This is a genomic window from Rhodococcus sp. NCIMB 12038, assembly GCF_002165735.1.
In the GTDB taxonomy this organism is placed as follows: Bacteria; Actinomycetota; Actinomycetes; order Mycobacteriales; family Mycobacteriaceae; genus Rhodococcus_F.
Window position 1 is genome coordinate 23,810 of sequence record NZ_NHML01000023.1, and the last position, 20,124, is coordinate 43,933.

A 20,124-nucleotide genomic window follows, 5' to 3' on the forward strand; every position below is an offset into this window, starting at 1 on the left:
ACCAGTTGTCAGCGCAACGGAACACCATGACGCACTTACCGGTAGGTGCGGTCGCGGACGGCCACGAAGGGAAATCCGTTGTCGACGGCGTAGCCGCGTGCCTCTCGGTAGTCCGCCATGTTCAACGGATTTGATGTCGACACGATGTCCGCGAAGACGGCACCCGGACGGGAATTCGCGTCCACAGACAGATCCAATGCCAAACTGGCGACCGTACTTCCGATCCGGTGACGCTTGGGTGCGATACACACCGGGACAACGTGCCCCGGACGGACCAGATCGAGATGCGTACTGCTGGGATCCGCCAGTACGCGCGCGGTCGTCGCCCGGTCGGCTGCGGAGATTCCCGTGGTGACAGCGCTGGCAGCATCGACGGCCACGCATTGACCGAAGGAGCTCGTATCGTGTCGGCGACGGGAAGGCGTCGCCTGCGGGATAAGCAGGGTATCGCAGGTCTCCTCAGGAAGTGCCACCTGAACGAATCCCGACGTGTGCCGAATCATCACATCCAACGTGGCGGTTGTCGCTGTGGCGGCACAACACGCCAACACGGCGCGAGTGCCGTCGGCGATCACGATCAATCCACCGCCCGCCATCGCCTCTACTGCTTGCTTTGCCGAATCGACGTCGTAGGAGCCGACGGATGGGGCAACGCGCAAGGTAGTCGTCATTGCAGCATCTCCTTGGGAACGACGTTGTCTACAGATGTCGATGAGCATCGAGGACGAGCCGGTTGAAGTGCGGATCGATTTCGCCAAGCCGATAGAGCGGCGGGGACTCGACCGACCAGTCGGATGACAGTCTATCGACGACCGTTTCTCCTCGTCAACCCCGTCACAGATCGGGGCAGCGGGACGGCAGAGGACGCCGCCAGAATCCTCTGGCGGCGTCCAATACGCTGAGATTTGCCTCGGCGGGGACTGACGGCGAATGCCGCGGCGGGCGATACCCGCCGGAGCACCCGCCGCCGACCCTCTACCGAGGAAGCGAGATGTGTTGTGGCGACACCTGTCACCCTACTTCGTGGTCGCGCCGGCATCCACGGGGAGCTGAATCCCGGTGATATACCGAGCATCCTCGCTGACCAGGAACAAGATAGCGTTGCTCACATCTCGGGCATCGATCAGTGGAACCGGAAGCGCGTTGATGCTCTGGTAGACCGGCAGCGCTTCCTCACGGGTCACCTCCGCCGGCGCTTTACCAGGAACCATCAGGCCATAAAACGTCTCATTGTTGGCCATGTCATTATCGACCGACGTCGGATGAACTGTATTGACCCTGATGCTCCGTGGAGCGAGCTCGTTTGCCAGTCCCTTCATGAATCCGACGACGCCGTGCTTGGCGGCATCGTAGTGCGTAAGGTTCTGGAGTCCCTTGATCCCGGCGGTCGAACTGGTGATCACAATGGAGCCGCCCTGGCCGTGGGCAGTCAAGTGTGGGAGCGCGGCCTTCACCGTATTGAACACCCCTGTGAGATTGATGTCGATCATGTCGCGCCACTTTTCGACACTGAGGTCCTCGATCGGTGCGACGCTTGCGATCCCCGCATTGGCGAGCACGATGTCGAGGCGACCGAACTGGGAGACACCCTCGTTCACCGCTGCGTTGAGTGCGTTTGCGTCACGCACGTCAGCCTTCGCCGAGTAGATCTTGCGCCCTGCCGATTCCACCAGACGTACGGTTTCGTCCATGTCTTCCTGGCTGGACAAGGCGTAGGGTACGGAATCCACATTCTCCAGCAGATCGACCGCAATGATGTCCGCACCTTCCTGCGCAAGAGTCAGGGCGTGCGAACGCCCCTGTCCACGTGCAGCTCCGGTGATGAAGGCGACCTTGCCTTCGAGCCGTCCCGTCATGTTCATTTCCCTTCAGCGATGTGGTTCATGAAGTGCCGCGTTAGCGGCGGTGATCAGGTGCAGCGTCAGAGCCCTTGGAGAAGCTTCGTCTCCAAGTACGCCGTCACTCCCTCCGGCCCGCCTTCGCGACCGAGTCCGGATTGCTTGTAGCCGCCGAAAGGCTCTGTAAGACAGATATTGAACGTGTTGATACTGACCTGTCCGGTCCGGATACGACGAGCGATGTTCTCGGCGAGTTCGGTGTCGCGCGCGAAGACCGCACCCGACAACCCGTAGGGCGAATCGTTCGCGAGGTCCACAGCATGGTCGACGCAATCGAACGGAATCACCGAAATCACGGGACCGAAGATTTCTTCCTGCGCGATCCGCATCTTGTTGTCCACGTCGGCGAATACCGTCGGCTCGACGTACCAACCCCGGTCCAGGCCCTCCGGGCGACGGCCACCGTAGACGAGGCGGGCACCCTCGTCGATACCGATCTGGATGTACTCCTCCACACGGTCCCTCTGCCGCTCGGCCACCAACGGACCCATTGCCGTATCAGGTTCCGTCGGATCGCCGACCTTCCACCCGCCCAGGAATGCCGTGATCGCATCAATGAGTTCGTCCTGCCTCTCCCGCGGAACGAGCACTCGCGTCAGTGCGGCGCAGACCTGACCGGAGTTTGCCATACCTCCCGGAACAAGATATGGAATTACCTTGTCGAAGTCGATATCGTCCGCGATGACGGCAGCCGACTTGCCACCCAGCTCCAGCGTCACGTTCCGGACACGTTCCCCGCACAGAGACATGATCCGCTTCCCGGCGGCCGTGCTACCGGTGAAGGCGACCTTGTCAATTCCCGGATGCGTCACCAGGTACTCCCCCGTTTCCCGTCCCGCGGCAACAATGCTGACGACACCCTCCGGGAAATCGGCCGCATCCACCGCGTCGGCCAGGATCATCTGTCCCAGAGCACCTTCCGGAGACGGCTTGAGCACCACCGTGCATCCTGCGGCCAACGCCGGGCCCAGCTTGAGGCACGAGCTCGTCACGGGTCCGTTCCACGGGACGATGGAGGCAACGACCCCGATAGGTTCACGCACGAGACGACCGCTGCTGCCGTCGACGTCCCGATCCTCCTCGAAGGGGAACTCGCGAGCAATCGTCGCCACCGACTCGAGGCTGGCCAGTGCCATGTCGATGAATGCACCAGCGAGGCCTGCAGGGCCGCCGATCTCCGCCGTGAACGTCCGGTTAACGTCGTCGGCGCGCTTCGACAGCTCGGCGTGCAGGCGCATGATCGCGTCTGCACGTTCCACACCGCTCATGCGCGGCCAGGGACCGTCGTCAAAGGCGCGGCGCGCGGCAGTAACTGCCCTGTCGATGTCGGCAGGCTGACCAGCCGGTACGCGGCCGATAATCTCCTCGGTGATCGGGGAGATCGCGTCGAGGACTTCGTTACTCGAGGGCTCGACCCACTCGCCGCCGATGTAAATTCGGTCGTACGTGATCGCGTCGGTCGAGGATTCGACTGTACTCATGGTTCGTCCTTTGCGTTGGCGGACAGGGCATCTAATTCGGGTGATCGAAGGAAATGGACGACAGCTGCCGAAGATCGGAGAGGGTCGGCGGTGGCGTTACCCGTCAGAAGAAGTCGTCCCCGGTGGCAATCTGTGCTTGAAGGGCTGTGAGGTCGGGCGAGAAGGGAATCTGGCATGCGAGCCTCGACGTCCCCACGTCATAGGTGGATTCTTCCTCCAGCAGCTCCGCCTCGTACTCGTCCCGCTCTGGAAGCTGGGAGAACGAGCGACTATCCAGATGGACATGACAGGTCGCGCACGCGCACGCACCCCCACATTCCGCGGAGATCGGTAATCCGTTGTCCCGGATGACCTCCATGAGGGATTGACCCTCACGCCACGAGAGGGCGTGCGCCGTGCCGTCCTTGTCCACAACCGTGACTGCGATCTGCTCCGTCATGCAATAGCCTCCTTCTCGAGTTGACAGGCCGTGAGCTTCGCTCGGCTGTCTTCACTCAGCACGGGATCGATGTGAACCCTGGAAGAGATGAGTTTCTTTCCTTGGATGAAATCTTTGGTGGCGTTCAATGTTTCGATGCAGGTCAGGCGTCCGTCACGAAGATGCAACACCGAGACCGCAACCTGATTGTCGGGATACGGACGGATCACAAGGTCGTCGTCTGGCTCTGCCAGTCCAGCGATCTTGATGTGCATGTCGTACTGATCGGACCAGAACCACGGAACCTCTGCGGAGCGCGGCGGCGCACCGGCAATTACTCCGGCCACGGTCCGGGCCTGGAAAACAGCATTCTGAACGCTCTCGAGCCGAAGGCTCTGAGTGCCCTCTCCTGCCTGCCTGCACGCGACGTCACCGATCGCAAAGATGTCCGGATCCGAAGAGCGGCAATTGCTGTCCACTATGATGCCGTTACCGCACGCCACCCCGGAGAGGGATGCCAGATCGGTCTCCGGCACCGATCCGATTCCGACGACAACCAGCTCCGCCGCTATCTGCGAACCGTCGTCGAGAACAATGCCTTCGGCCCGGTCGTTTCCGAGAATTTCCACGACAGCGCGGTGCAAACGGAATTCGACGCCATTCGCACAATGGGTTGCCAGCACTGCTTGTGCAAGGGGACCGGAGGCGACGCGGCTGAGTAGACGCTCCTGCACCTCGACGACTGTGACGTTCTTCCCCATCGAACGGGCCGCTGCAGCGACTTCGAGTCCGATGTATCCGCCGCCGACGATGACGACGTCGCTAGCTGACCGGAGACCGGAACGCAGTGAGGCTGCGTCATCGGATGTGACCAGATGGTGCACGCCTGCAAGTTCCGCGCCCTTGATGGGGAGGGCTCGCGGCCGACCACCGGTGGCCAGGACCAGCTTGTCGTACTCGATGACTTCTCCGTCATCGAGCATTACCCGCTTGGTGTTCCGATCGACACGGCGTGCTGTCGATCCGAATCTGCATTCGATGTTCTTTTCTTCGTAGAAGCTCGGCGACCGGAGGGGATGCGAGCCGAGTCCCGCTTCGCCCTTCAGGTACGCCTTCGACAGGGGAGGACGCTCGTACGGAAGATGCGAGCCGGCATCCACAAGCACGATGTCGGATTCGTCACCCAGGATGCGCAGTGCCGAAGCGACCTCGACGCCGGCGTGACCTGCACCGATGATAACGACGCTCACGATGCCGATCCCTTCTCTAGTGGTTGCCCGCGAGTCATGCGCTCGCCTCTTTTACCTTGAGAGCCGATCGGTCGTTGGTGATCTCGATGGGAAGACTCAAGATGCCGGCAAACACAGAGTGGGCGTTCCACTCGAGGGAGTCCGGATCGACAGTGAGCGCCACGTCGTCGAATCGCTTGAGGAGCGTGTCGAACACCACCTTGCCTTCGACTCGGGCCAAGATGTTGCCGATGCAAACGTGAACGCCGTGCCCGAAACCGAGGTGGTCGGTCGGATTGCGCTCGAGGTCGAAGACGTTGGGGTCCGCGAACGCTTGGGAATCTCGGTTTGCCGAGCCGATCATGATCATGGTCTTCGTGCCGGCCGGAATGAGGTGTCCACCGACTTCTTTGTCGGCCACGGCCATACGGGACATCAACTGCACCGGCGGAGTGAACCGCAGGGTCTCCTCGATGGTCGACGAGACCAGCGTCGGGTTATTCTTCAGCTTTTCCCAACGATCGCGGTGGCTGAGCAGGTGGTACAGGCCGAGCCCGAGCATGTTGGAGGTGGTTTCGTGTGCTGCGTAGAGGAACAGCGCAATGGTCGCTGCGAGCTCCTCGGGAGTCAGCCGGTCCTTTTCGGTCGCGTCGAGCAACGCCGTGAACATCTGCGTGTTGACGCCGCCCCGCTTCGTTTCGACCAAGTCGTTGACGTACTGCTTCAGGCTGATCAACGCATCTCGTGATCGGATGATCGTCTCGGGTGCGAATCCGCCGCCGTAGAAGGCCTTGGTGGCCGCGATGTCGTCGCCCCAGCTCTTCAACAGATCGACGTCTTCGCGCGGTGTGCCCATCAGTTCGACGATCGCCAGGACCGGGAGTCGGAGTGCCAGCTCCATGAAGTCCATTCGTCCGTCTTCGAGATAGCGGTCGAACAGTGCATCGGTCGCCTGCTGGACGTACTCGGCAACCTCCATCATGCGCTTGCGGGGGAAGGCACGCTGCGCTGCGGCACGCACCCGGCGGTGGCTTTCACCGTTCATCTCGCTCATCTGCAGATGCTCGAAGGCCACGATTTCATCGACGCAGTCCTGCAGCTCGGGTGTCAGGTTGTCGTAGTCGAAACGTTCACGGCCGCGGAACGCGTGGAAGGACTCCGCATCACGGAAGACCTGCACGGACCCGGCATGAGTGGTCACGCACGGAAGGGTGCCGTTGTACCAGTACACGGGCCCCTGAGCCCTCAGGCGCTCATACAACGGATACGGGTTCGAAGTCACCGACACGTCGCCCGCGAACATCCGGCCCAGCTCGTCCTCGAGTTGCGGTTCAGTGGTGCGATTGGCTTCGGACATGTTTCCTCCTGTATTCCGACCGGGGCATACACCCGGTTTCCGACGTGGTAGTCCTTGTAACGACGTGCACGACTGTGACGTCGAAGAATTATTCGAGATCGAGTAACGGAGAACGTTCCTACGATCTTCCTTCTCGTTGCTACGCCTGCGTAGTCCATCTCCGGACGCGCAGGGCAAGTGTCGATTCGACCAATATTGAGTTCATCAAGTTCCAGCCAGGTTCCGCGGAGCAGATCGGATCATGCTTTTGGGCTTTCCGTAGGCCCCACCAAATGCATGCGACCTCCGGCGTGCCTCCCACTCGTCCTCGACCGACCGGTCGGGTGTAACTCTAATCACACGGCATCGCGCCGTCAACAGCGATACATATCGACGCCTAGGTCAACCCCGAAAAATCAGCTCTGAGCTGCACAGATCGCAATCCGCGGGACCCTATTCCCTGTAGGCTCTACCGGCCGGTAATCAAGGGAGTTTGAGCCCGACGCGTCCGCCGGCATCCGTGAATCACCAGCGGAAGCAGACCCGCGCCCATGACTGCGCCACAGAGCATGAACGCGGTGAAGGGATCCCCGGCCAGGTCGACAGCCCACCCTCCCGCGGTCGGTCCGAGCATCTGTCCTATACCCAACGGTATGAGCATTAGACCGAAAGCCGCGGCCATCTGCTGTGGCGAGTACCGATCGTGAAGATCGGCCGATACCACCGCTGCGGTCCCGGACATGGTTGTTCCGATGATGACGGCCGCGACACTGACGACGGGGCCCATACCGGTCGCCACCATGAACATCGATGCCGCTGCGAGGACGAACTGGGCGACCAGCACCGGCATCCGCCCGAGTGACCGCGACAGTCGCTCGGCGATCACGCCGCCCGCGATCATCGCAACGCCGATCATCGAGTAGGTCGCACCGGCACGCCGCACCGTCCACCCGGCACCATCTCTCAGTGCGGCGACGAAGAATGTCATGCCTGTCCCGATCCCGAAACTGAAGGCGGCGAAGGCGACTACGGTCCATATCCAGCGTCGGTCAGGTCGCCACCCCCCTGATTCTTCAGCCCGGGCAGAAACCTGCGGCCTCGAACCCAGCAGGAGAAGCGAAACGCAGAGCACGACGAGCACACTCACAGCCTCGATTCCCCATACTGCGCGCCATCCGCCGACCGCCGGTACAAGGGCGGGTACGACGCTGCCGAGGGTGATGCCGATACCCATGCTGCTCGCGATGATCGCTATCGCTCGCCCTGGATCACACGGATACACCTGGACGGCAACCGCGGGAGCGGCCAGCCACACGAGGGCCCCACCCATACCGGTGAGGAACAGTCCGGCACCGACCATGGCGCTCCCCGTACTGAAGCTCAGCACCGCCAAACCCGCTACACTTCCGGCCATTCCGGTTCGGATGAGCCACAACGGTGCAACGCGTGCCGATGCGCGTACGCCGGCGACGGCGCCGACGAGATAACCGGCCATGTGCACGGTCGCGAGCAGTCCACCGATTGCGTAGGAGCGAATCACGTCCTCACGCATCGGCAGCAGCAACGGACCGAACGAATAGCGAGCCAACCCCTGCGCGAGCGCGGTACATGCCGCCAGCAACACCAGCGCGGCGACTCCGGTCCGCGCCCCTCCATCATCCCCAGTCGACGCCGTGGTGCCCGACGTTGTGGGGGACGAGCGCTGCTCGGTCACTGCCCCACGACCCGGATGCGAGCCTCTGACTTGCACAGCTCACACGGCTCACTGACCGATTCGAACAACCATCTTTCCGACATTTCCACCCGAAAACAGCTTTCTGAACCCCTGTGGGATCGCTTCGAGTCCCTCGACGACCGTCATCGGAGCCTTCATTTGCCCGCGCTCGACCAGAGTCCTCATGTGGTCCGAGAATTCGTCCCATCGGTGCTCGTACATGCGCGCGAGAAACCCGTGCAGGATCAGTCCTTTGGCGGTGGCCAGGAAGAGGTTCGCCGGTGCGCGCCCGGCCTCGGAATCGTTGTATGAAGCAATCGACCCGCACAGAACGATCCGCCCATACGGCCGCATCGATGCCAAGGCGGCCTCGAGGTGGTCACCGCCGACGTTGTCGAAGTAGATGTCAATGCCGTTCCCCGCCACTCGAGGCAACAACTCGCGGATATCGCCGTCTCGGTAACACACCACTGCGTCAGCGCCGTACTCCCGCCCGACCAGATCCGCCTTCTCACGGGTACCGACACTGGCGACAACGCGGAGTCCTCGTGCCTTCGCCAACTGCACAACCATACCTCCGACCGCGCCCGCCGCCGCGGAGACGAACACCGTCTCCCCCGGTTGTGCTCGGCCGACGTCGAATAGGCCGGCATAGGCCGTCAGGCCGGGCCAACCCAGAGGGCCCAGAAAGTCGACGGACCGCAGTGCAGGATGCCGATCGATCAGCCGCGGGGGTCGGCTCTCACAACCATTCAGCACTGCGCACTCACTCCACCCGCTGTTGTGAAGAACACACGCACCAACCGCGACGCTCGGATTTCGGGAGGAAACCACGCGACCCACGGCCCAGCTCGCCGGCACCTCCCCCAATCGGAAAGGTGGAAGGTAGCCTGCGGAGTTCGGGTTCATCCGCAGTCGCTGCGCCGGATCGAGCGAGATCCACTCGTTCGACACCAGGTACTCCCCCACCTCCAGATCCGGGGCCTCCACCTCCACCAGCGCGAAGTTCCCGTCATGCGGTTCGCCGACAGGGTAGGAGACCAGTCGGATCTCCTGCCATTTGTTCGGGCGAACCGTGGCTGTCGACGATCCACTGCACCCGGTCACGAGTGACCGCGCCCGCCGCCCGCGGCGGGCATGAGCGCGGTGGTCAGGCCACCGTCGACCACCAGATCGATACCGGTGATATGACTCGCGGCCGGGCTCGCCAGAAACAGCAGCGCTCGCGCCACATCGATCGACTCCCCGATTCGCCCGAGCGGAATGTGTTCCTCGCGCCTCTTACGGTTCTCGGCCTGCTCCGCATCGGAGATGTCCCCGAACACGTTGCTCGTCATCCCGCTGAGCGTCGGGCCGGGAGACACGCAGTTACAGCGGATGCCGTCGCGGCCCCACTCGAGTGCCATCTGGCGAACCAACATCACCAGTGCCGCCTTGCTGGCTGCATATGCACCGGTGGGGGGCGTCGGATGCTGAGCAGAGATCGACGCAGTCGCCAGAACCACGCCCTTGTTCTTCTTCAGCCAGGGATGAGCAGCCTTCGCCAGCAACCACGTTGCGCGGGTGTTGACCGCGAAGGTCTTGTCGAATGAAGCGATGTCCAACTCCGCGAGAGGTGCCCCGGATACGATTCCGGCGTTGCTGACGACTGCGTCGATACCCTCGAATTCGGAAACGGCGTGCTGCACGATCCGCTCACCGGAGTCTGGGCTCGACAGGTCGACAGGGAGTATCCCCGGCGCCTTTCCGAACTCCTGCACCCGGTCCGCTGTTGCATCGAGGCCTGCCGCATCGCGGTCCACCAGAAGCAGATCGTGTCCAGATTCTGCGGCGAGCAATGCTACCGCCTGTCCGATTCCCTGTGCAGCGCCGGTGACGATCATTACCATCTGACTCTCCGTTCCTTCTACTCACTGCGGCCCGCGTCTATCGCGGGCGTATCAAAATTTCGTTGACAGAGGTGAGCGTGGTAGCCGAGGACCCCTGCTGCACCCGGTGTGCCCGGACGGCGATTACGAATCGACCGTCCGGGCACACGAGTGGAGACGACGCTCGCCTCTGGGGGCAAGCGAAGCTTTACTCTCCAGATCCTGCATCCGCTGTGTCCACCGTTTCGCAGGAGCCGGCTCCGCTGATGATGGCGCAGACCGCAAGCGGCGCTTCCAGCACGTGCTTCGGTCCGTATCCCACCTTGCCGGTCGGGGCATCGACCTGCACCTCGGTCATGGCTTTCGAGATGGCGTCGATGTCGTCGACCGTACCGGCCTTATCCATCGCGGCAGCGAGAATCTCGATCGAGGATGAGAATTCCGAGGCGTACTGCTGAGCGTCGGGAGCGGCGACCCGTCCGTTGACTCTCTCGTAGTCATCGAAGAATGCGTCCACCTCCGGCGAGCCGACGTTGGGGTCGATTCCCCGATTCATCGAGTAGATGTAGGCAAACGGAAGCGGGCCACCGTTGTTCGCGGTCATACCGATACCCGAGGACGTTCCGTGCGAGACGATTGCTTTGAACGGCGATCCCAGATCGACGGACTGGGACGCAATTGCGGATACGCCGGCGGTAGTGGTTCCGGTGAAGAGCACGTCGGGCGAGCTGGCCTTGAGCCGTGTGAGGAGGGTGGAGAAGTCTTGCGCACCGAGATCGTACCGAAGTACGTCCACCACTTCGACGCCGCGATCTGTGAAGGCTTTCTCGATCAGGTCTGCGAATCCGTCGTAGCTGGCGCCCGCCGGCCACAGGACTGCGGCGGTCTTCGTCTCCGGCATGTACCGGAGAAGTCCCTCGATGTATGCCGGATAGGACGAGGCTGCACTCGGATTCGTCGCGAACACGTTCTCGTAGCCGTCACCGGCCCCGACCTGTTCGAGTTTGCCCGACAGATAGGTCGATCCGCCGATCCATAGAACGTCTTTGTTGCGAATGAGTGGTTCGATGGCCTGGATTGTGATGGTTTCGCCGGTACCGACGATGAACTTCGCACCTTCGTCACGCAGAAGGGTCTGGACTCCCGCGCTCGCCTTGGCCGGATCGGTCGCAGCGTCCTGACTTACCACTTCGAAGGTGTAGTGATGCCCGTCGACCGTGACTCCGCCGGCACGGTTGACCTTGTCCACACCGACTTTGATGCTGCCGAGGTGCGCTTCACCGGCAGCGGCGAAAGGCCCGGTTTGCGACACCAGCACGCCCAGTTTGATGACATCACCGTCGTCGGAGCCACCGCCGGTGCCGCCACACGCTGCAAGCAGCATTCCGGCTGCCGCTACGGCCAGGGCAGTTTTGGTCTTCCTCACGATGCCTCCATTGCAGTAGTGATCTCAGTTTGATCGGTCGTTCCGTCAGTAGAGGCATGACTGAGATACGCGTTCTGCAGTGCATCCCCTTCCTGGAGTTCCTCGCTGGTGCCGGTGAGAACGATGTGGCCGTTCTTGAGCACATATCCCGTCGACGCGACCTCGAGTGCCATCGACGTGTACTGCTCCACCAACAGAATCGATGCGCCGAGCACCGATTGGGCCCACCGGATAAGGTCGACGACAACCGGTAACATGACGGGCGCCAATCCCAATGAGGGTTCGTCGAGTAACAACAGTCGCGGGCGAGACATGAAAGCCCTTGATATCGCCACCATTTGTTGCTGGCCTCCGGACAGCTGACCGGCCGGTTGAGCGGCCTTCTCCGCGAGAATGGGAAAGCGATCGAAGAGCATGTCGATCGACTCCTGCCTGGTGGAGCGGCCTCGCGCAGTTGCCCCCAGTTCGAGGTTCTCGAGGACTGTCATGGTCGAGAACACCTGCCGCCCCTCGAGGACGTGGGCGATGCCCCGGGCGAGGGTCTGATCCGGGCGTAATCCGGCCAGATCTTCCCCGTCGAACCGCAGCTGGCCCTTGCGCAGTTTGACCTGGCCGGTGATCGTCCGAAGCACGGTGCTCTTTCCCGCACCGTTGGCGCCGAGGATGGCGGTGATCTGCCGGTGGCCGACGGACAGGCTGGCGCCCTTGAGCGCCATTGCGTCGCCGTATCCGGCGGTGACATCGACAAGTTCCAGGCCACCGGACTCTAGTGATGCAGCCATCACACTTCCTCTGCTGTCAGTGCCAGTGGACTACCCAGATACGCGTCGACGACGGATTGATCGTTCATAACGGTGATCGGATCGCCCTGAGCAAGAATTCGACCCAGGTCGAGAACCACGACGCGATCGCACAAGGTGACCATCAGGTTCATGTCGTGGTCGACGATGCCGACCGACAGTCCGCCGTCGCGCAGTTGCAGGATGAGTTGACGCAGCGCCTCGGTTTCTTCATCGTTCAGGCCCGCAGCCGGTTCGTCGAGCAGCAGAAGCTGTGGCTGCGCGGACACCGCGAGTGCGATACCCACTCGCCTCAGATAGCCCAGGGGCAATTCGTCGACCGTCTCGTCGAGGACATCCGAAAGGTGGAGCATTTCGATCAGATCCGCCAACTCGACTCGGCGCTGTGTGCCGGGGGGAGGTGCTGCATGGCACGCGGCGCCGATGCTCAACGCATCGCGGACCGACACTCCGCCGAAAACCATCTGGTTCTGCGAAGCCATGATGAGTCCTGCACGGGCGCGGCGGTCCGTCTTCCACTTCGTGACGTTCTGACCACAGAAATGGACGTCTCCGCTGGTGGGACGTAACTGGCCGGCCAACATCTTGAGCAGGGTGCTCTTGCCGGACCCGTTGGGGCCGACGATACCGACGATCTCCGACCCATCGATATCGATATCGATGCCGTTGCACGCCTTGACCGTGCCGAAATCCATTGTGAGCCCGCGGGCCGCCGCTAAGGGCGATTGTGTATTCATAGGACGCTCTCTGTCAGAAGCTTCGTTTCCTCGGCCTCGGGCGGGATTGGCGCGTACTTCTCGGCGGCCGACCTGGGAGCACCGTCTCGCAGGCGCAGATACAGATTCCGAAGGGTCGGCACCAGTCCGTCAGGGATCAGCAGAATGATGGCTATCAGCCCGACCCCGAAGACGATCTGGCGGTCGATCGCGCTGAGTCCGGCCAGCTCCGGCACGACGATGAACACCAAGGCACCAAGCGCTGGGCCGATCATTCCCCGACCACCGAGGACGAGCATGATCACGATCTCGATGCTCAGTGCCGTCTCGAACGACGCCGGCACGATGACTTGTTGTGAGTACAGATAGAGCACACCGCCGATACCGGAGATCGCACCGCTGATCGCAAAGATCGTCATTTTCGCCAGCCCGACGCGCAGCCCCAATGATTGCGCGAGCATCTCGTTCTCGCGAATGGCCGCCAGCTGATAGCCGAGCTTCGTCTTCTGCAATCCGGCCAGTCCGGCGGCTGCCACACCGGCCACTATGGCCACAACGTAGAACTGCCCCCGAATGGTGCTGAAGTCCAGGGGGCCGAAGACAGGGAGCTCCTGCTCCAGGATGATGCCGTTGTCTCCGTTGGTCACAGTCGTGGCGGTCAGAATGATCTGAGTGATCAGCGCACTGAAAGCGAGCGTGACAAGCAGAAGGTAGTGACCGGTACATCTGGCAACGACTACACCGAGGAGACCGCCGGCGAGCGCGGTGACGGGTATTGCGACGAGTAGCGTGGGCCAGAACCCCACCTCGAAGTGGATGGCGAGAAGCCCTCCTGTGTAGGCCCCGACCGCCATGAGACCGGCCTGAGCGATCGAGAGAATTCCGGTCGTCTGGTAGATGTAGGACAGTGCGTAGACCTGTACGGCATAGAGCGCGGCGAGAACGAGTAGCGCTTGAATGTGTGTCGACGGTGCCAGCTCGAAAATGACAGGCGGAAGCAACAGTGCCGTGCCGATCGCGATGTACTTCTCAGGTCTGGTCAGGGCCCTCGGACGTCTCAGTCGTCCAATCGCGTTCCGGCTGAAGGTTGGTTCTCCCCTTCCTTTTTCGAACAGTCCGTTGGGTCGGACCAACAGGACCACGATGACCACACCGTAGGTGAAGATCGGTACGAAGTCCGGGCGCAGGTAGGCGGCGACAAAGGTTTCACCGATGCCGTAGAGAAGACTCGCCTTCATGGCGCCGGAGAGGTTACCGAGGCCACCCAAGAGTGCTACGGCGAAGCCCTTGATGATGAGCCCGTGCCCATCGAAGGCGCTCATGGGTTGCAGTGTGCCGAGAAACGCTCCCCCGAGTCCCGCGAGTCCGGATCCGATGATGAAGGCCGCGGTGACCATTCGGCCGACATTGATACCCACATGTGCTGCTGCAATAGGGTTTTCATGTGCTGCGCGCAACTGCTGCCCGAGGCGCGAACCCTTCAGAAGGCGGAACAATGTGACTGCAGCCACCAGCGAAACCGCCAGTACGATGACCCGGTTCCAGGAGAAGAACGCAGCGCCCAGAGCAGCCCCGCCCTCTACGGGTGCGGGGATACCGATCGGGAAGCCGCCCCATATCTTCAGTGTGAGCGCCTCGAGAAGCAACAGCAGTCCGAGACCGACAATAAGGCCATTGTAGGGATTGGCCAACGTGAATCGGAACAAGAATCGTTCCGACAAGTACCCCAGCGCCGCCGCGAACAGGACACTGCCGATGACCGCCACGATGAACGGTGCACCGAATCCGGTGAGCTCGTAGGCGGCAAATACCGCCAGAACAAGAAACTGCCCGTGAGCGAAGTTGATGAGCTTCGTGAGCCCGAACACGAACGTTATTCCGGCTGCGATCAGAAAGTAAACAGCACTTGCAACGGTGCCATTGAATAGGGTTTGTATCAGAATGTCCACGAGGGTACCGCCTCATTGGTGGGGCCGACCGACCCGTCGGTCGATATCGGGTGCCGCCGTCACACCGTAGGCCCGACGTGTGCCTACGGTGCGCTGTCGGCTGACAGTTAGTTCTGGATCAGATAATCGTCGGGATGATGCGGTCCAGCGATGCATGCCTGTGTTTGTAGGCACGCTGCACGAGAAGGTCGCTGTCGCCGATCCGCAGAGCCTCGAGCATGCCGTCATGGTCGGCAGCGATCAGGCTCCGGTCCTGCAACGTCGTGACGGACAGGGCGCGGTATGCTGCGGACATCGTCCACCATCGTCTGGTTTCTTCGGCCAGAATCCTTAGCGGGGAGTAGTCGAAGATCTTGAGGTGAAATTCGTCGTTGAGACGGACGACCTCACGTGGGTCCTCGGCCGCGGCACGAATCCGCTCGTTCAGTTCGACCAAGGTCGCGAATTCTTCTTCGCTCGGCGCTGATATCGATTCCAGCAGAAGCTTTTCGGAGAAGTCACGCAACTGGTAGAGCTGTTGCATCTCTTCTGCCCCGAAACGGGCGACGGTGTAACCGCGGTTGCGCGTATAGGTGACCATTCGCTCGACGCTGAGTGCCTGCAGGGCCTCGCGCAACGTGCTCCTGCTCAACCCCAGACGTCGAGCCAGCTCATCCTGGCGGAGCTGTTCTCCCGGCAGGAGGCGTCGTGCGACTATCAGCGATCTCACGGCAGCTGCAGCACGCTCGACACCGCCTGCCGCGAGTTGGCTATCGTCAACGACTTCGACCATCTTTTCGCTCCTCTCCTCCGCCAGGACTCACTTGCCCTACCTCAGTTCACCTTCAGACTGCGCTCGGCCTGGTACGCAGCGGTTGCCTCTGCTTGTGCCTTGCGGGTTGCGTCAGCCCATTCGGTGCCACTGCTGACAACTTCTTCGTAGCCGGCCTTCACCACGTCGAGCTGGCCGTTGAAGTGCGGAATGACCTCCTCCGCGAACAGTTCGTAGCTGCGACGTGTTGCCGGCCAGCGAGCCGAGTTGAAGCCCTGAATCAGGTATGTGCCGAATCCGCCGGACTTCGCGTCGAGCCGCTCGAGCTGGGCGATGGCCATTTCGGGGGTGCCGATGACCCCGCGTCCCGATTCGTTCATGTCATCGACCAGCTTGTCGACGTCGTCGTATGTTCCCGTCGAGTGGGGCGAAATATGGTGCAGATACTGAGTGATCCACAGGAGTCCATACTTGACGTCCTCCTTTGCCTGCTCGAGGCTCTCCGCGATGTGCATCGGCCCCACCAGGCGCCAAGACGATCGATCGACGACGGTTCCGTGCTCCCGGGACTCGGCTTGGACAATGTCCCAGTGCTGGCCGAGCCGCTCGATGCCCACAGGATCGGTTGCCGCGAGGGAAAGAAGCCCGGTACCCAACCGTCCGGCGAGTTTCGGCCCCGAAGGCGACACTGCGCCCGTGACACAGACATCGAAGTCCGAGTAGGGCTTCATCTGGAGGGAGGCTTCATTGAGCTCGAACCAGTCGGACTTGTGAGTAACGGTCTCGCCCTTGAAGAGGCGCAAGATCAGTTGAAGGGATTCTTCCATCATCGCGCGCTGGCGCGTGGTCTCGATGCCCATCATCTGTGCATCTTTCAGGAGCTGACCGGGGCCGACACCGAACATCATTCGACCCCGTGTCATGTGATCGAGCTGCAGAATGCGATCGGCCAGCATGAACGGCTGGTGGTAGGGCAAGGAAGACACACCTGTGCCGAGCTTGATCTGCCGCGTGCGTTGCGCGGCCGCCGCGATCATCAATTCGGGCGAGGCAGTGATTTCGACACCGCCGGAATGGTGTTCACCGATCCATGCTTCGTCGAAGCCGAGTTCGTCGAGCAGATCGATCAGCTGGAGATCCCGCTCGAGTGCGAGGGTCGGGTTCATACCGATCTTGTGCCAGGGTCCGAGGAAGACACCGAACTTCATGGGGGGACCGAAATACGCCATTGCTGCTTTCCGTTCTTTCGAGGGTGGGTCGGGTTCAGTAGCTTCGTTCAAGCCCGAGAGCTCTTTCAGCGACATAGTTCAAGATCATCTGGTTGTTCACCGGAGCGATTCGCTGCAATCGCGATTCGATCCAGTGCCGTCCGATGTGATATTCCCTGGCGAACGAATACCCGCCGAATACCTGCATCGCCGCATCGTGAGCCTTGAAGGAAGCTTCTGTCGCCAGAAGCTTGGCCGCGTTGGCGAGCAGTCCGATTTCGGACGCGCCTTTCTCCTCATACTCGCGAACCGCTCGGTACACCACCTCGCTGGCGGCAAGCACGTCGAGGTAGCTCTGCGCCAAGGGATGCTGCACGGCCTGGTTCTTGCCGATCGGGCGACCGAAGACCACCCGCTCCTGGGCGTACCGCGATGCAGAGGACAGGGCCCAGCGGGCGAGTCCGAGGGCTTCGCCCGCCAGGTAGAGTCGTTCGCCGTTGAGGCTGTCGAGGAGATGATAGAAACCCATCCCGACCTCGCCGACGACGTCCTCGGCCGGAACGAAGTGATCGTGGAAGAACACTTCACATGAGATGAGCGCGTTGCGGCCGATCTTCGGGATCGGTCTGATGTCGATGGTCGGAGCTTTGAGGTCGGTCAGGAACAGCGTGAGGCCCTCGCCTCGCCGCTGACCGTCGGCCGGCGTGGACGTGCGCGCGAGCAGGAAGATTTTCTCGCCTCGGAGGGCGCCGGTGTTCCATACCTTGGCCCCGTTGACGACGTACCCGCCGCTGGTCTCGGCCGCTCGCGTCTTGATCTGGGTGGTGTCCGTGCCAGCATCGGGCTCCGTCACCCCGAAGGTGATGAACAGTTCACCCGAAGCGATCTTCGGGAGGAACTCCTTGCGCTGTTCCTCCGTGCCGTACTGGAGGAGCGTGGGGACGGTCAGCAAAGGAGTGTGCACAGTACTGCAGGCATTGAGCGCTCCACCCGACGCTCCTACTTCTTCGAGGACGGCGATGAGGTCGGACATCGCGCCGCCGCCGCCGCCGTACTCCTCGGGAATGGTGGTTCCCAGGTACCCCGCCGCCGCGAAGGCTTCGAAGAACTCGGTCGGGAATTCGTGCTCCTTGTCGTGCCTATCCCAGTAGTCGAGGTCGAACTTGCTGCACAGGTCGCGCACCGCTGCGCGCAGCTCCTTGTTCTGCTCCTGGTGTGGGAAAGGGTCCATGTCGAGTGCGTCCTCACTGTAGGGCTCGATAGCCGAAACCGGAGTTTCAGCTGCATTCGGAAATTCGAAGAAGTGTGCGCGTCGACGAAGGGGGTATCTGCCGAGTAGCGATCGCCACGCCTTGGGTGTCATGTGACACAGGCCTCATCGAGCGGTCTCAGCTTAGAACGTCGACGATCGTTCGGCAATAGTGGCGCCAATTCTGGCATTTACTTTGCCGCCGATCTTGCGGTAAGCGATCTTGTGTGGTCAATTAGACGTAACCCTACTCGACCGACCGGTCGGCTGTGACGTAGACTACGAGGAGTTCACCATGAATCCTGACCTGACCTCTCCCCTACGCATCGGGCAGTTCTCCGCGTATTACGGCGACCGGGACTCGGCGATGGCCGAGCTCATCGACAGCGACTGCCAGGTGCTCACCGGCGACTATCTCGCCGAATTGACCATGCTGGTCCTTCGCAAGAACCAGCTGCGGGGTGGGGTGGGGTATGCAGAGGGCTTCATTGACCAGGTCAAGTCGAACCTCAGCTCGATTGCCGAGCGAAAGATCAAACTGATCACGAACGCCGGCGGCCTCGAACCAGAAGCGTGCGCGGCCAAGCTTCGCGTAGTGTGTGCTCAGCTGGGCGTGGATCTGCGGATCGCCTCCATCACCGGGGATGACCAGCTGCATCATCTCGACAATCTCCGCGAGCACGGCGCCCGATTCCAACACATCGACACCGGCGAAGAACTCGACGTCGACTCGCGGCCGATCCTCACCGCGAACGCCTATCTCGGCGCATGGCCGATCGTCGAGGCTCTCGAACGTGGGGCCGACATCGTCATCTGTCCGCGCGTCACCGACGCTGCACTCGTGATCGGCGCGTCCGCATGGCACTTCGGCTGGAAGGTCGACGACCTCGACCAGCTCGCCGGATCTCTCGTCGCCGGTCACATCATCGAATGCGGTTGCCAGGCAACGGGTGGCAATTATTCGAACTTCGACGAATTCGACGATCTCGGCCTTCCCGGGATGCCGATCGCCGAAATCAACGGCGACGGAAGCTGCACGATCACGAAGTCGGCCAACTCGGGCGGAGTCGTCGATGTCGGCACCGTCACCGCTCAACTCCTGTACGAGGTCGGCAGCCCCCTCTATCACAATCCTGATGTGATCGCTGATCTCTCGACGGTTACGCTCACGAACGAAGGACCGAACCGCGTTCGCGTGGATGCGACCCGCGGGCTCGCCCCGACGGACCAGCTCAAACTCTCCCTTGCATTCGAAGGCGGATACCGCAATCAGGTCACCGTCGGGCTCACCGGCGGCCGAATCGAAGCCAAAGAAGCGTGGCTGCGTCGCCAAGTAGCGAGCGAAGTCGGTGATCCGGAGTCCTTCGACGGCTTCCGCTGGACCAGAATCGGCCCCACCACGACCGAGGGTGGTAGCTATGACGAGTCGACCGCGCTCGTCGTCATCTCAGCCAAGGACCGGGACCGAAAGCGCGTGTCCCGAGCCAACTTCTCCGACAGCATCACCCAGCTCGGTACATCCAGCATTCCCGGTTTCTACACCTTCACTCCACCGGCGCGTGAGCGCCTGATCGGCGTTCAGTGGCCGTCGCTGATCCCCAAGGGTTCCGTGACGGCAAGTGTGTCGATCGACGGACAAGATCCCATCGAGATCCCCTGGCACAGTTTCGCTTCCGGACCTGCGTTCGCAACGGAGGGCGCGCGCAGCTTTTCGGTTCGCGATTGGTCCTCCGAAGCATCCGAATTTGCGCGTCTCGACGAACTCCTCGGCACCCGGTCCGGCGACAAGGCCGGGCTGGCGAACGTCGGCGTTTGGGCGCGTTCCGAAGAATCGTTCGACTGGCTCGCCTCGTTCCTGACCGTGGAGCGATTCAAGGATCTCGTCCCCGATGCGCGAGAGCTTCGTGTAGTCCGGCATGCACTTCCCAACCTGAATGCCCTCAACTTCATGGTGCACGGCTGGCTGGAGGAGGGCGTCGCTTCGTGCACACGTGTGGATGCTCAGGCCAAGGGGCTCGGTGAATACCTCGGCTCGCAGAAGGTCGCAATCCCCCGAGCCCTGCTGCACTGAACCACCACCG

At 61.9% G+C, this 20,124-nt stretch carries 17 protein-coding genes; 1 reads left to right on the forward strand and 16 read right to left on the reverse strand.

What is annotated here, in order from left to right; genetic code table 11:
• Nucleotides 1–35: 35 nt before the first annotated feature.
• From CA951_RS29825 to CA951_RS29900, 16 genes are all read right to left on the reverse strand, one after another.
• The gene (locus tag CA951_RS29825) at nucleotides 36–671 is read right to left on the reverse strand and encodes a 3,4-dihydroxy-2-butanone-4-phosphate synthase (protein ID WP_179220357.1); all 636 of its coding nucleotides are present in this window, start codon (nucleotides 669–671) and stop codon (nucleotides 36–38) included.
• A 345-nt stretch (nucleotides 672–1,016) separates the two neighbouring features.
• Entirely contained in the window at nucleotides 1,017–1,856 is an 840-nt protein-coding gene (locus CA951_RS29830) for a mycofactocin-coupled SDR family oxidoreductase (protein ID WP_087560387.1), read from the reverse strand.
• A 65-nt stretch (nucleotides 1,857–1,921) separates the two neighbouring features.
• Nucleotides 1,922–3,379, reverse strand: a complete 1,458-nt coding sequence (locus tag CA951_RS29835; RefSeq protein ID WP_087560283.1) for an aldehyde dehydrogenase — start codon at nucleotides 3,377–3,379, stop codon at nucleotides 1,922–1,924.
• 103 nt (nucleotides 3,380–3,482) lie between these two features.
• On the reverse strand, nucleotides 3,483–3,818 hold the full coding sequence (locus tag CA951_RS29840; protein ID WP_087560284.1) for a 2Fe-2S iron-sulfur cluster-binding protein: 336 nt from the start codon (nucleotides 3,816–3,818) through the stop codon (nucleotides 3,483–3,485).
• On the reverse strand, nucleotides 3,815–5,047 hold the full coding sequence (locus tag CA951_RS29845) for an NAD(P)/FAD-dependent oxidoreductase (protein WP_087560285.1): 1,233 nt from the start codon (nucleotides 5,045–5,047) through the stop codon (nucleotides 3,815–3,817). Before CA951_RS29845 ends, CA951_RS29840 begins: the two co-directional genes overlap by 4 nt.
• 34 nt (nucleotides 5,048–5,081) lie before the next feature.
• Entirely contained in the window at nucleotides 5,082–6,383 is a 1,302-nt protein-coding gene (locus CA951_RS29850) for a cytochrome P450 (protein ID WP_087560286.1), read from the reverse strand.
• Between the two features lie 448 nt (nucleotides 6,384–6,831).
• Nucleotides 6,832–8,076 carry an MFS transporter gene (locus CA951_RS29855; protein ID WP_179220358.1) on the reverse strand — a complete coding sequence of 415 codons (1,245 nt, stop codon included), beginning with the start codon at nucleotides 8,074–8,076 and terminating at the stop codon, nucleotides 6,832–6,834.
• A 48-nt stretch (nucleotides 8,077–8,124) separates the two neighbouring features.
• On the reverse strand, nucleotides 8,125–9,183 hold the full coding sequence (locus tag CA951_RS29860; RefSeq protein ID WP_087560288.1) for an NADP-dependent oxidoreductase: 1,059 nt from the start codon (nucleotides 9,181–9,183) through the stop codon (nucleotides 8,125–8,127).
• Nucleotides 9,180–9,965 carry an SDR family NAD(P)-dependent oxidoreductase gene (locus CA951_RS29865; protein WP_087560289.1) on the reverse strand — a complete coding sequence of 262 codons (786 nt, stop codon included), beginning with the start codon at nucleotides 9,963–9,965 and terminating at the stop codon, nucleotides 9,180–9,182. Before CA951_RS29865 ends, CA951_RS29860 begins: the two co-directional genes overlap by 4 nt.
• Before the next feature lie 187 nt (nucleotides 9,966–10,152).
• A complete protein-coding gene (locus CA951_RS29870) occupies nucleotides 10,153–11,370 on the reverse strand; it encodes an ABC transporter substrate-binding protein (protein WP_143543111.1) in 1,218 nt (405 codons plus the stop codon).
• Nucleotides 11,367–12,152 (reverse strand): ABC transporter ATP-binding protein, encoded by a 786-nt coding sequence (locus tag CA951_RS29875; protein ID WP_087560291.1) that lies wholly within the window; start codon nucleotides 12,150–12,152, stop codon nucleotides 11,367–11,369. The genes CA951_RS29870 and CA951_RS29875 overlap by 4 nt, the downstream gene beginning before the upstream one ends.
• Nucleotides 12,152–12,907: an ABC transporter ATP-binding protein gene (locus tag CA951_RS29880; protein WP_087560292.1), complete on the reverse strand. Its 756-nt coding sequence runs from the start codon at nucleotides 12,905–12,907 to the stop codon at nucleotides 12,152–12,154. The genes CA951_RS29875 and CA951_RS29880 overlap by 1 nt, the downstream gene beginning before the upstream one ends.
• Nucleotides 12,904–14,835, reverse strand: coding sequence for an ABC transporter permease (locus CA951_RS29885; protein ID WP_087560293.1), 1,932 nt, complete (start codon nucleotides 14,833–14,835; stop codon nucleotides 12,904–12,906). The genes CA951_RS29880 and CA951_RS29885 overlap by 4 nt, the downstream gene beginning before the upstream one ends.
• A 118-nt stretch (nucleotides 14,836–14,953) precedes the next feature.
• Nucleotides 14,954–15,607 carry a GntR family transcriptional regulator gene (locus tag CA951_RS29890; protein WP_087560294.1) on the reverse strand — a complete coding sequence of 218 codons (654 nt, stop codon included), beginning with the start codon at nucleotides 15,605–15,607 and terminating at the stop codon, nucleotides 14,954–14,956.
• A gap of 41 nt (nucleotides 15,608–15,648) precedes the next feature.
• On the reverse strand, nucleotides 15,649–16,890 hold the full coding sequence (locus CA951_RS29895) for an LLM class flavin-dependent oxidoreductase (RefSeq protein ID WP_256974145.1): 1,242 nt from the start codon (nucleotides 16,888–16,890) through the stop codon (nucleotides 15,649–15,651).
• The gene (locus tag CA951_RS29900; RefSeq protein ID WP_087560295.1) at nucleotides 16,850–18,025 is read right to left on the reverse strand and encodes an acyl-CoA dehydrogenase family protein; all 1,176 of its coding nucleotides are present in this window, start codon (nucleotides 18,023–18,025) and stop codon (nucleotides 16,850–16,852) included. The genes CA951_RS29895 and CA951_RS29900 overlap by 41 nt, the downstream gene beginning before the upstream one ends.
• 313 nt (nucleotides 18,026–18,338) lie before the next feature.
• On the opposite strand from CA951_RS29900, the gene CA951_RS29905 reads away from it, so the two are divergent.
• Nucleotides 18,339–20,114 (forward strand): acyclic terpene utilization AtuA family protein, encoded by a 1,776-nt coding sequence (locus CA951_RS29905; protein WP_087560296.1) that lies wholly within the window; start codon nucleotides 18,339–18,341, stop codon nucleotides 20,112–20,114.
• Nucleotides 20,115–20,124 lie beyond the last annotated feature (10 nt).